The organism is Variovorax sp. 20P10.2.4 (assembly GCF_058244205.1).
Genome location: NZ_JBZAYE010000197.1, coordinates 1 through 11625 on the forward strand (window position 1 = coordinate 1; position 11625 = coordinate 11625).

At 69.4% G+C, this 11625-nt stretch carries 15 protein-coding genes; 5 read left to right on the top strand and 10 right to left on the bottom strand.

What is annotated here, in order from left to right:
* On the top strand, nucleotides 1-519 hold a 519-nt coding region (locus AC27VN_RS19085), incomplete at its 5' end, for an FAD-dependent oxidoreductase (protein ID WP_490877521.1).
* Complete coding sequence (locus tag AC27VN_RS19090; RefSeq protein WP_490877522.1) at nucleotides 516-821, top strand: hypothetical protein; 306 nt, start codon at nucleotides 516-518, stop codon at nucleotides 819-821. The genes AC27VN_RS19085 and AC27VN_RS19090, both read left to right, overlap by 4 nt.
* Here the strand turns inward: AC27VN_RS19090 and AC27VN_RS19095 are convergent.
* Nucleotides 818-1462, bottom strand: coding sequence for a LysE family translocator (locus tag AC27VN_RS19095; RefSeq protein ID WP_490877523.1), 645 nt, complete (start codon nucleotides 1460-1462; stop codon nucleotides 818-820). The two genes, AC27VN_RS19090 and AC27VN_RS19095, sit on opposite strands and share 4 nt — an antisense overlap.
* A gap of 124 nt (nucleotides 1463-1586) precedes the next feature.
* On the opposite strand from AC27VN_RS19095, the gene AC27VN_RS19100 reads away from it, so the two are divergent.
* Entirely contained in the window at nucleotides 1587-1892 is a 306-nt protein-coding gene (locus AC27VN_RS19100; protein WP_490877524.1) for an NIPSNAP family protein, read from the top strand.
* A 3-nt stretch (nucleotides 1893-1895) separates the two neighbouring features.
* Here the strand turns inward: AC27VN_RS19100 and AC27VN_RS19105 are convergent, their stop codons facing one another.
* Nucleotides 1896-2627 (bottom strand): HAD family hydrolase, encoded by a 732-nt coding sequence (locus tag AC27VN_RS19105; RefSeq protein WP_490877525.1) that lies wholly within the window; start codon nucleotides 2625-2627, stop codon nucleotides 1896-1898.
* 15 nt (nucleotides 2628-2642) lie between these two features.
* Between AC27VN_RS19105 and hemH the strand changes: the two genes are divergently transcribed.
* Complete coding sequence (gene hemH / locus AC27VN_RS19110; RefSeq protein WP_490877526.1) at nucleotides 2643-3665, top strand: ferrochelatase; 1023 nt, start codon at nucleotides 2643-2645, stop codon at nucleotides 3663-3665.
* Nucleotides 3662-4510: a class I SAM-dependent methyltransferase gene (locus tag AC27VN_RS19115; protein ID WP_093344244.1), complete on the top strand. Its 849-nt coding sequence runs from the start codon at nucleotides 3662-3664 to the stop codon at nucleotides 4508-4510. The genes hemH and AC27VN_RS19115 overlap by 4 nt, the downstream gene beginning before the upstream one ends.
* A 19-nt stretch (nucleotides 4511-4529) precedes the next feature.
* Here the strand turns inward: AC27VN_RS19115 and AC27VN_RS19120 are convergent, their stop codons facing one another.
* The 8 genes from AC27VN_RS19120 to AC27VN_RS19155 form a co-directional block, all read right to left on the bottom strand.
* On the bottom strand, nucleotides 4530-5093 hold the full coding sequence (locus tag AC27VN_RS19120) for a thioredoxin family protein (RefSeq protein ID WP_490877530.1): 564 nt from the start codon (nucleotides 5091-5093) through the stop codon (nucleotides 4530-4532).
* Between the two features lie 153 nt (nucleotides 5094-5246).
* Complete coding sequence (locus tag AC27VN_RS19125; RefSeq protein WP_093344245.1) at nucleotides 5247-5753, bottom strand: DUF1993 domain-containing protein; 507 nt, start codon at nucleotides 5751-5753, stop codon at nucleotides 5247-5249.
* Nucleotides 5754-5820: 67 nt separating this feature from the next.
* The gene (locus tag AC27VN_RS19130) at nucleotides 5821-6711 is read right to left on the bottom strand and encodes an alpha/beta fold hydrolase (RefSeq protein WP_490877527.1); all 891 of its coding nucleotides are present in this window, start codon (nucleotides 6709-6711) and stop codon (nucleotides 5821-5823) included.
* A gap of 8 nt (nucleotides 6712-6719) precedes the next feature.
* On the bottom strand, nucleotides 6720-7796 hold the full coding sequence (locus AC27VN_RS19135; RefSeq protein WP_490877528.1) for a branched-chain amino acid ABC transporter permease: 1077 nt from the start codon (nucleotides 7794-7796) through the stop codon (nucleotides 6720-6722).
* Nucleotides 7797-7806: 10 nt separating this feature from the next.
* Nucleotides 7807-8787, bottom strand: a complete 981-nt coding sequence (locus AC27VN_RS19140) for a branched-chain amino acid ABC transporter permease (protein WP_209545137.1) — start codon at nucleotides 8785-8787, stop codon at nucleotides 7807-7809.
* Nucleotides 8784-9509, bottom strand: a complete 726-nt coding sequence (locus AC27VN_RS19145) for an ABC transporter ATP-binding protein (protein ID WP_203201312.1) — start codon at nucleotides 9507-9509, stop codon at nucleotides 8784-8786. Before AC27VN_RS19145 ends, AC27VN_RS19140 begins: the two co-directional genes overlap by 4 nt.
* A complete protein-coding gene (locus AC27VN_RS19150) occupies nucleotides 9506-10273 on the bottom strand; it encodes an ABC transporter ATP-binding protein (RefSeq protein ID WP_208508136.1) in 768 nt (255 codons plus the stop codon). Before AC27VN_RS19150 ends, AC27VN_RS19145 begins: the two co-directional genes overlap by 4 nt.
* 45 nt (nucleotides 10274-10318) lie before the next feature.
* A partial coding sequence (locus tag AC27VN_RS19155; protein WP_490877529.1) for an extracellular catalytic domain type 2 short-chain-length polyhydroxyalkanoate depolymerase occupies nucleotides 10319-11625 on the bottom strand: 1307 nt, incomplete at its 5' end.

Here is an 11625-nt window from a genome sequence, read left to right on the forward strand (position 1 = left end):
GACCGCGTGGTGCTGGCCTGCGCGCCCTGGGATGCCGCGCGGCTGGTACGCGCCAGCGGCCTGCCGGCCGAGACCTGGTGCGCATGCACCGAGGCACTGCGCTTCGAGGCCATCGCCACGATCTACCTGCGCGGCGCGACGCCGCTGGCCGAACCGATGCTCGCGCTGCGCAGCGACCCGGCCACGGCACCGGCCCAGTTCGTGTTCGACAAGGAACGGCTCTGCGGCCTGCCGGGCGTGCTCGCGATGGTCGTGAGCGCCAACGAGACGCCGCGCGAGCTGCTCGAGACGCAGGCGCTCGCGCAGGCCACCGCGCAACTGGGCCAGGCCGGCCTGCAGGTGGTGCAGACCGTGGTCGAGAAGCGTGCGACCTTTGCCTGCACGCCTGGACTGGCGCGGCCGCCGGCCACCATCGCGCCCGGTTTGCTGGCCTGCGGCGACTATGTGGCAGGCCCCTACCCCGCCACGCTCGAGGGCGCGGTGCTCAGCGGCCTGGCCGCGGCAAGGGCGACGGCATGAGCGGCGAGTTGCGCTACCTCGAATTCGACTACAGCGAGGACGCCGACGGCCATGGCAGCTTCGATGCGATGGCCTCGGTTCCGCCGGAGCGTCTGGGCGAGGTACGCGCCGAGATCGATCGCGTGCTGGCCTGGGCCGAGGCCGCCTTTCCCGATGCGCGCGGCGCGCTCGACGAGGGAGCGGTGTGGGACTATGACCTGCAGCACACGCGCGACGATGCGCGCTTCGAGACCCTGGCCCTTTCGCTGAGCGGCACGGCCGATTTCTGCGCCGCGCTGCGCGAGCGCTTCGGCCTCGACTAAGCCGCCGCCTTGTTGCGCAACCGCAGCAGGCTCAGCCCCAGCAGCACGAAGGCGCCGCCCGAGACCTTGTTGAACAGCCGCGTGCGGCGCGGGTCCGACAGCTGCTTGCGCAGCAGGCGAGCCAGCAGCACATAGAAGGCATGCGACAGCACCGAGGCCGCGGCGAAGGTGGTGGTCAGCACCGCGAACTGGGTGGCGATCGGCGCGTCCTGCGTGAGGAACTGCGGGAACAGCGCCGAGAAGAACAGGATGCTCTTCGGGTTGGTCAGCGCCACCGTCAGGCCATGGCCGAACAGGCGCCAGCTCGAACGCGGCGAGCCCGCCACCGAGGCACCCTGCAGGTCGGCGAACACGCTGCCCTGGCTGCGCCACTGCTTGATGCCGAGGTAGATCAGGTAGGCCGCACCCGCCAGCTTCAGCACCATGAAGGCATGGGCCGAGGTCGAGAGCACCACGCCCAGCCCGGCCATCGCGGCGGCCGACACCATGAACAGCCCCGTCGCATTGCCCAGCGAACTGATCATCGCGCGGCGCGGCCCCACCGACATCGAGTTCGACACCGCCAGCAGCACAGCGGGGCCGGGCGTGAAGGCGACGAGCAGGGTCACGCCGCAGAAGAGGAGCCAGTTGGACAGATGCATGGGGAGCTTTCGCGCGGCGCGCTCGCGCCGCAGGCCGGGGAAGCAAAACTATAGTCGGGCCACCCGTTCGCCGCAGCCGCGGCGGAAATTGCCCTCACGGCCCACCCTCCCCCCGGAACGAACCATGGTCACCTGCTACCTGCGCTACATCGTCGACCCCTACAAGCTCAGGGAGTTCGAGCACTACGGCAGGCTCTGGATCCCGCTGGTCGAGAAGTTCGGCGGCAAGCACCACGGCTACTTCCTGCCCTCGGAGGGCGTCAGCAACGTGGCGCTCGCGATGTTCAGCTTCGACAGCCTCGCGGCCTACGAGCAGTACCGCGCCGACTCGATGCAGGACGCCGACTGCCAGGCCGCCTTCCGCTATGCCGAGGAAACGCGCTGCATCCTCAGCTACGAGCGCAGCTTCTTCCGTCCGGTCTTCGCCTGAGGATCAGGCGCCGAGCGCCACACAGAGCGCGTGCAGGTTCGGCACGATCAGCTGCGGCCGCGCGCCATGCACCCAGGGCCGCTCGTCGCGCACCAGCCAGGCGGCCTGCATGCCGGCGTTGAGCGCGCCCACCACGTCGAGCTCGGCATCGTCGCCCACGTGCAGCACGTCCTTGGGCAGCAGGCCGACCGAGGCCGCGGCGGCGCGGAAGATCGGCGCGTGCGGCTTGCCGCTGCCGAAGGCGCGCGCATTGAAGGCGGTGCGGAACCAGCGCCCCACGCCGGTCTTGTGGATGTCGGCATTGCCGTTCGACACCGCCACCAGCGGATAGCGTTCGCTGAGCCACTTGAGCGCGGGAAGCGCATCGTCGTAGAGCGTCACGCGCTGGCGTTCGGCGAAGAAGGCATCGAAGGCCGGATCGGCCAGCGCCGGGTCCTCGCCCGCGCGGCGCAGCGCGGTGCGTATCGATTCGCGGCGCAGCGCGCTGAGGTCGTGCGCGAGGTCGGAACGCTCCTTGGCCGTGGCTTCGCGCAGCTCGCGCAGCACGCCCGGCGTGACCAGCAGCGCGGCCGTCTTCGGCGCCTCGCGCAGCAGCCAGGCATGCAGCACGGCCTCCGCGCGTTCGATGGTCGGCCAGATCGGCCAGAGGGTGTCGTCGAGGTCGAGGGTGATGGCGCTGATGCGCTTGAGATCGAGCGGCGCGTTGCTCGCGGGGACCGTGGGGTCGGAAGTCATGCCCCAGAATATCGCATGCCTCCAAGTCCCTCGCTCGCCCCCGGCAACGACCATCGCAGCACCGCCGTCCTCTGGTGCAACCTCGGCTCGCCCGATGCCCCCACCGCCAGCGCCGTGCGCAGCTATCTCGCGGACTTCCTCGGCGATCCGCGCGTGGTCGAGATCCCGCGCCTGCTCTGGCTGCCGATCCTGCACGGCATCATCCTGCGCGTGCGGCCCGCGAAGTCGGCCGCCAAGTACGCGAGCATCTGGCTGCCCGAGGGGTCGCCGCTCAAGGTCTGGAGCGAACGGCAGGCGCAGCGCCTGGGCGACACGCTGGGCCGGCGCGGCCACCGCGTGGCGGTGCGCGATGCGATGCGCTATGCCAACCCGTCGATCGGCGCGCGGCTCGATGCGCTGCAGGCCGAAGGCGTCGAGCGCGTGCTCGTGCTGCAGGGCTATCCGCAGTACTCGGCCACCACCACCGCGAGCGTGATCGATGCCGTCAACGACTGGAGCCGCGCGCAGCGCAGCGTGCCCGAGTTCCGCTTCGTCAACCAGTTCCACGACGACCCCGGCTACACCGAGGCGCTGGCACGGCGCATCGAGGCGCACTGGCAGGACCAGGGCCGCGGCGAGGTGCTGCTGCTGAGCTTCCACGGCATTCCCGCGCGCAACATCGAGCTCGGCGATCCCTACCAGTCGCAGTGCCTCGAAACCGCGCGCCTGCTCGCCGCGCGCCTGGGCCTCGCGCCCGCGCAGTACCGCGTGACCTTCCAGTCGCGCTTCGGCAAGGCCAAATGGCTCGAGCCCTACACCGAACCCACGCTGCGCGAACTCGGCGCCGCGGGCGTGAAGCGCGTCGACGTGGCCTGCCCCGGCTTTCCGGCCGACTGCCTCGAGACGCTCGAGGAGATCGCGATGGAAGGCCGCGAGGCCTTCCTGCATGCGGGCGGCCAGCAGTTCAGCTACATCCCCTGCCTCAACGACTGCCCGGCCTGGATCGACGCGCTCGCCGACATCGCCGAGCGCCATCTCGCGGGCTGGAGCACGCGATGAAGCCCGAGCTGCACGAGGCCAACCGCCTCTCGTGGAACGCGGCCACGCTCGCGCACAACAGCCACAAGGGCGACCAGGCGGCCTTCTTCCGCGACGGCGGCAGCACCCTGTTCCCCGAGGAAGCCGGCCTGCTCGGCGAGGTGAAGGGCCTGTCGGTGCTGCACCTGCAATGCAATGCCGGGCAGGACAGCCTGAGCATCGCGCGCCTCGGCGCCGAGGTGACGGGCGTCGACATCTCCGACGAGGCCATCGACTTCGCCACCCGGCTCTCGCGGCAGTCGGGCATCGCGGCGCGCTTCGTCCGCTCGGACGTCTACGACTACTTCCGCGACGCGCAGGCACGCGGCGAGCGCCACGACATCGTGTTCTGCTCCTACGGCACGCTGTGCTGGCTCTCCGACATCGCGGCCTGGGCCCGAGGCGTGGCGCAGCTGCTCGCGCCCGGCGGCCGCTTCGTCTTCGTCGAGTTCCATCCGTTCGCGCTGGTGTTCGACCCGGCCTGGAAGTTCCACTACGACTACTTCAACGATGCCCCCGTGCCCGAGGAAGGCGTGGGCGACTACGTGGCCGCATCGGGCGATGGCCTCGTGCGCGAAGGCTACGAGCGCGGCGTGGAGAACTTCAGCAACCCGCACCCGAGCTTCGAATTCACCTGGGGCCTGGGCCAGGTGACGACGGCGCTGTCGCAGGCCGGGCTGGTCATCGAGCGGCTCGACGAGTACCCGTACGCCAATGGCTGGAAGCCCTTCGAGGGCATGCGCGACATCGGTGGCCGCCGCATGGCGCCGCCCGAGGGCATGCCGCGCATTCCGCTGATGTATTCGATCCGCGCGCGCAAGCCCTGAGCTGCCGCCGGTGCTGCGCTCAGCTCGCGGCCCGGCGCGCCAGCAGCGCCTCGATCGCGGCTTCCATCTCGGCGTATTCGCCCTCGCCGAAATGCCGCCGCATCACCTGCCCCTTGCCGTCGACCAGATAGAACGCGGGCCAGTACTGGTTGTCGTAGGCCTTCCAGGTGGTGAAGCCGTTGTCCTGCGCCACCGGGTAGCGGATGCCGAAGCGCTCGATCGCGTCCTGCACGTTGCGCGTCGACTTCTCGTAGGCGAACTCGGGCGAATGCACGCCCACCACCACGAAGCCCTGGTCCTTGTACTTCTCGTACCAGCGCACCACGTGCGGCAGCGTGCGGATGCAGTTGATGCAGGAGTAGGTCCAGAAATCGACCAGCACCACCTTGCCGGCCAGCCCCTGCAGGGTGAGCGGCTCCGAGTTGAGCCACCGGTCGATGCCCGCGAACTCGGGGGCCTTGCCGTAGTCGCGCAGGCCCGGCGACACGGCCAGCGCGCTTCGCGCCGGCCATCCGCCGCCCACGGCCGCCACGAACGCGGAAGCGCCGACGGCCAGCCCCGAGAACGCCCTTCTGGACAACATGTTCATGATCGCGAACCTCGCTCGAATGTCAGACCGACAGCGGTCAGACGCGATTGTTCGCGGCACGCGCGGTGCGTGCGCAGGTGTCACGGCAATTTGAAGGTTGTCCCGGCGGCGTAAAGACCAGGGTCAGGGCCGCCGCCCTTCGCGGCCTCAGAACTTGCCGAGATAGTCCATCTTGCCCACCGGCACGCCGGCGTTGCGCAGCACGTCGTAGGCGGTGGTGGCGTGGAAGAAGAAGTTGGGCAGCGCGAACTGCAGCAGGTAGCGTTGCGCGGTGAAATGCACCTCGGTGCCGCGCGCGGTGATGACCACCGGGCGGTCCTCGTGGCCGTCGATCTGCGCGCGGTCCACGCCGAGCAGGAACTCCTCGGTCTTCGCGATGCGCACCAGCAGTTCGTCGTAGCTCTTCTCCTCGTCGGGGAAGCTGGGCGCGGTCACGCCCGCGATGCGCGCGGTGCCGAGCTTGCAGGCATCGCTCGCGCGCTGCACCTGGCCGGCCAGCGTGAGCATGTCGGGCGCGAGGCGCGCATCGACCAGGGTCGATGGATCGATGCCGTTGGCCTGCGCATGGGCCAGGCCCTTGCCGAGCACGTGGCGAAGCTGGGCCAGCCCGCGGGTGAAGACCGGCACGGAAATGTCGTACATCGAAAGCGCCATGGTGCGAATGCCTCTGTGTGTTGCTGTGGGGTGATGACCGGCGGCGATTGTGGAGGCCGCCGTCCCCTCAGCGGCCGGCGGCGCGAATAAACCCTTCGATGCACTCCAGTTGTTCGGGCACGTTGAGCGCGGGCGCGTGGCCGCAACCCTGGATCTCGACGACTTCGAGCCGCCCCGCCGCGCCCGGGCCGCGCTGCCGCATGGCCTCGACCACCTCGGGCAGCACCAGGTCGGACTCGGCGCCGCGCAGGCACAGCACCGGCGCCTCGATGACGTCGTAGTGCGGCCAGATCAGGTAGTCGTCCTCGCGCGTGCTGAACTGGCGCACCATCGCCGGGTCGTAGTGCGGCGTGACGCGGCCGTCGGGCAGCCGGCGCGTCGAGGTCTCGGCGAGCCGGCGCCACTGCGCGTCGCTGAGCCAGCCATAGGGCTTGTAGACGCCACGGAAGAAGGTCTCGAGCTCGCTCACCGTGTCGAAGGCCGGCGGGTTGCCGGCATAGGCGCGGATGCGCTCGATCGCGGCCTGCGCGAGTTCGGGCGCGTTGTCGTTGAGCACCAGGCTCGCGATGCGTGCCTTCATGCGCGGCACGACCAGGCCGCCCGCGCAGACGGTGCCGATCGCGCCGCCCATCGAGGTGCCGACCCAATGCACGCGCTCGAGCTGCAGCTCGTCGCACAGCGCCTCGGCCAGTTGCGCATAGAAGGCGAGCCGGTACTCCTCGTCGGGCAGCGGGCTCCATTCGCTCAGGCCGCGGCCGATGGTGTCGGGGCAGATCACGCGGAAGCCGCGCGCGGCGAAATGCTCGGCCAGCTCGTCCATGTCGCGGCCGGTGCGCGCCAGGCCGTGCCAGGCGATCAGCACCTGCGGGTCGGGCTCGGCCGTGGGCCAGTCCAGCCAGTGGATCTCGCGGCCCGCGAGCCGTGCATAGTGAGAGGAAGGAACGATGCGGGAAGTCATGAAGTCGCTCATCGCGCGGCGTTCGCGCGGCGGGCCCGCAGCTTGCCGACGATGCCGGTGGGGAAGTAATAGACGGACAGCACGAACAGCACGCCGAGCCACAGCAGCCAGCGGTCGGGCGACAGCAGCGCGGCCAGCCACGGCAGGCCGCTCGCGGCCTCGCTGCCCATGCGCAGCAGGTCCTGCAGGTAGCTCTGCGCGACCACGAACAGCACGGCGCCGATGGCCGCGCCGTAGATCGTGCCCATGCCGCCGATCACCACGATCAGCAGCACGTCGACCATGATCTCGAAGCTCAGCGAGGTGTCGGGGCCGTTGTAGCGCAGCCAGATCGCGAGCATGGCGCCGGCCAGCGTGGCGAACAGCGCCGACAGCACCGCGGCCGTGGTGCGGTAGACCACCACGCGGTAGCCGATCGCCTCGGCACGGAACTCGTTCTCGCGGATCGCCTGCAGCACGCGGCCGAAGGGCGAGTTGACGATGCGCAGCATCGCCAGCACCAGCACCACAGCCGCCACGAACAGCAGGTAGTAGCACAGCAGGCGCCCGTCGAGCGAGACGCCGAGGAAGGGCTCCTCCGCGAACTCGAAGCTCGGCGAGATCAGCTCGGGCAGCTTGAAGGTCAGGCCGTCCTCGCCGCCGGTGAAGTCCGACAGCTGCGAGGCCAGCGTCTGGAAGGCCGAGGCCACGGCCAGCGTGATCATCGCGAAGAAGATCGCGCGCACCCGCAGCGAGAACAGGCCGATGGCGAACGAGAGCACCAGCGAGACCGCGAGCGAGGCGCCCAGGCCCACCAGCACCGCGCCCCAGTCGGGCCCGAGCCGCGAGGCCGAGATCGCGATGCCATAGGCGCCGATGCCGAAGAACATGGTGTGGGCGAAGCTCACGATGCCCGTGTAGCCCAGCAGCAGGTCGAAGCTCGCGACCAGCACCACGAACACCAGGATCTTGGCCGCGACGCTGAGCGCCTTCACGCCCGGGAACAAGAATGGCGCGAAGGCCAGCGCGAGGAACAGCGCCACCAGCAGCACCGCCAGCATGCGGCTTCGGGGCATGTCGTTGGAGAGGAGTCGTTTCAGGAACATGGCTCGGTCCTCAGCGGTTCGCCACCGGATACACGCCCTGCGGACGCCACAGCAGCACCGCCACCATCAGGAAGATGCTCGCGAACTGCGTGAGCGCGGGCAGCACGAAGCCGATGTAGTTGGTCATCAGGCCCACGAGCAGCGCGCCGAGCAGCGCGCCGCCGGTGGAGCCGAGGCCGCCGATGATGATGACGATGAAGATCAGCACGTTGACCTGCGCGCCCATCTGCGGCACCAGGTTCTGCTGGAACAGGCCCCACATCACGCCGCCCAGCCCGGCCAGCGCGCTGCCGACCACGAACACGCCGACGAACAAACGGCCGATGCGGTAGCCGAGCGACTCGACCATCTCGCGGTCCTGCACGCCGGCGCGGATCAGCAGGCCGATCTTGGTGCGGCTCAGGGTCCAGGCCAGCAGGCCGAACACCACCACGCCCACCGCCACCGCGAGCAGCCGGTACTTGCTGATCGCCGCGTCGCCCACCAGCAGCGAGCCGCGCAGCGCCTCGGGCAGCGGCAGCGGCACCTGCGCCGGACCCCAGATCACCTTGATCAGTTCCTCGCCGATGATCATGCCGCCCATCGTGATGAGGATCTGCTTCAGGTGCTGGCCGTAGACCGGCCGCACGATGAAGCGCTCGAAGGCCAGGCCGACGGCGCCGGCCACCGCCATCGCGACCAGCATGGCCGGGAAGACCGCCACCAGGTTGCGCCACAGTTCCTGCGAGCCGGTCCAGTCGCCCATCAGGCCGAGCACGCTGCTGGCCACGAAGGCGCCCAGCGCGATGAACACGCCGTGGCCGAAGTTCAGCACGTCCATCAGGCCGAACACCAGGGTCAGGCCCGAGGCGATGATGAAGATGATCATGCCCATCGCGAGGCCCGCGACCGTGAGCGTGAGCCAGGTCGAGAACGAGCCCGTGAGCGGCAGCGCGACCAGCGCGAGGACGGGCACCAGCAGCAGCGGCTTCCAGTCGAATTCGATTTTCATAGAGCCAGTCCGAGCAGCGACTGCTGCAGTTGCGCATCGGCCGCGAAGGCCGCCATCGAGCCGCTGTGCACCACGCGCCCGTTGTCCATCACCGCGACCGCGTCGCCGAGGCGCAGCGCGAAGTTGATGTTCTGTTCCACCAGCAGGATCGTGACGCCGCTGCGCTTGAGCTCGTCGAAGGCGTCGATCATGTTGTTGATGATGGCCGGCGCGAGGCCCTTGCTGGGCTCGTCGACGATCAGCAGCTCGCGCGGCTCGACGATGGCGCGCGACACGGCCAGCATCTGCTTCTGGCCGCCCGAGAGCTTGCCCGCGGGGTGGTTCCAGAACTTCTCGACCGCGGGGAACAGCTTGAAGATCCACTGCAGGCGCGTGTCGTCCATCTGCTGCGCGTTCTTCGCGCCACGCGCGGCCAACAGCATGTTCTCCTTCACCGTGAGGTCGGAAAAGATGCCCATGTTCTCGGGCACGTAGGCGATGCCCAGCTCGGCGATCTGCGGCGTGCGCAGGGCCGTGATGTCGCGCTCGCCGAAGCGCACCCTGCCCTGCGACGCATGCCACAGGCCCATGACGGTGCGCAGGGTGGTGGTCTTGCCCGCGCCGTTGCGGCCCAGCAACATCGTGAGCTGGCCCTTGGGCACGGCGAGGTCGACGCCGTGCAGGATGTGATAGGCCCCGATGTGCGTGTGCACGCCCTCGAGGCTCAGCAGATTGGTGCTCATGCGGCGGCCTCCTTCGCGATGCCCAGGTAGGCTTCCTGCACCACCGGCGAGGCGATCACGGTGGCCGGATCGCCGTCGGCCACCAGCGTGCCGTTGTGCAGCACGATGATGCGGTCGGCGAGCTCGCGCACCACGTCCATCTTGTGCTCGACCAGCAGGATGGTCTTGCTGCGGTCCTGCTTGAGCTGGCGGATCAGGTCGAGGATCACGGGCGCCTCGGCCGCGTTCATGCCGGCCGTGGGCTCGTCGAACATGAAGACCTTGGGCTCGAGCGCCATCAGCAGCGCCACCTCGAGCTTGCGCTGGTCGCCGTGCGGCAGGCTGGCCACGGTGGCGTGCTCGCGCGACTTGAGGTTGGTCTGCGCCAGCAGCTCGTCGGCGCGCGCGGTCAGCGCCGCATGGTCGCTCCAGATGCTCCAGAGGTTGAGCCCGCGGCGGTGCGCGCCCTCGCGCGTGGCCTGCACCGCGAGGCGCACGTTCTCCAGCACCGTGAGGTTGGGGAACAGGTTGGTGAGCTGGAAGGCCCGCCCCAGCCCGGCGCGGGTGCGGGCGGACGGCGACAGCCCCGACAGCGGCTGGCCGTCGAGCGACACCGTGCCCGCGCTCGCCTTGAGCTGGCCCGAGATCAGGTTGAAGTAGGTGGTCTTGCCCGCGCCGTTCGGGCCGACGATGGCCGTCAGCGTGCCCGGCGCGAATGCGCAGCTCACGCCATTGACGGCCACGTGCCCGCCGAAGCGTATGGTCAGATCTCGGGTCTCAAGCATCGTTGGTCATTGCGAAAACGAAAAATCCAGGAAGGTCGACCGGCCTCAACAGCTGCCGATCACGTAGTAGTTGGGGCCGGTCTGCTTCAGCGTGGTAGTCACGTAGATGTTCCACAGGCCCATCGATTGCCCCGAACCGTAGGCATAGGTCAGGCCCCACAGCGCATAGGCACGGCCGGCCACGGTGTGGGCGTAGTTGCTCGCGGTGAAGCAGGTGCCGCCGCCGCTGCCGCCGGTGGTGGTGCCGGTGGCCGCGGTCGACATCGCGCCCTCGGCATTGGCCGCGGTCAGGCCGGTCACGGTCCAGCTGTAGCTGGTCGAGGGTGCCAGGCCGGTGTCGGTGTAGCTGGTGCCGGTCACCGGCGAGGCGTTGACCTTGCTGCCGCCGCGATAGACGTTGTAGCCGCTGGCGCCGGCCACGGCGGTCCAGCCGATGACCATGCTGGTGCTGGTCGCGCCCGAGGTGCCCACGCCGGTGGGCGCGGGCAGCGCGCTGCCGCCCCCGCCGCCGGTCAGGCGGTCGACCATGGCCTTGACGGCCGCCATCTGCGGGCCGGACTTCTTGGCGTAGTTGACGCTGCCGTAGCCCCACCAGTCCCAGCAGCTGTTGGTGGCCGCGGTGCTGGTCTGCGGATAGACCAGCACGATGTTGTTGGTGTCGGCCCAGCGGTTGTAGCCGGTCTTCTTCACGTACTGGTCGCCCACGTCCGTGTAGTTCTGCTTGCAGCCGTGCAGCACCACGTGCACGCGGCAGCTGTTGCCGCTGCCGGCCGCGCAGGCCGCGGGCGTGTAGAGCCAGCCGGTGGCGGCCATGCCCGAGCCGCCCGAGAACTCGCCCTGGTTGAACTCGGTGAAGCTGCCGCCCAGCGTGCCGTTGTTGCGCGCGTTGAGCGGGCCGTAGAGGTGCGTGAGGATCTCGCCCGCGAGATCGAAGCCGCAGTTGTTGATGTAGGGCGAGGCCGTGGTGGCGCAGGCGCCGCCGTAGTCGTCGGTGACCATCGCATGGCCCGCGCCGAGGTTGTTCTTGTAGACCGTGTTGGCCGCTGGCACGAAGCTCTGGTAGTAGGTCTTGAGGTCGTCCATCACCGGCTGCTTGACCGTGTTGTCGGAGGTGCCCGAGAACAGGTAGACCTTGGAGCCCGAGAGGTTCGACACCGGGTCGATCGCGCCGCTGGCGGCCCAGCTGTTGGTGGTGCTCACGAGCGTGGACACCGGGATGCTGCTCGCATGCGTCATGCAGCGGCCGGTGGCGTTGAGCACCGAGCCTTCGGCGCAGTAGTACGGGCCGCCGGCCACCACGCCGGCGCCGCGCTTGAAGGTGGCCGAGTAGGCCACGTGCAGTTGCACCGCCA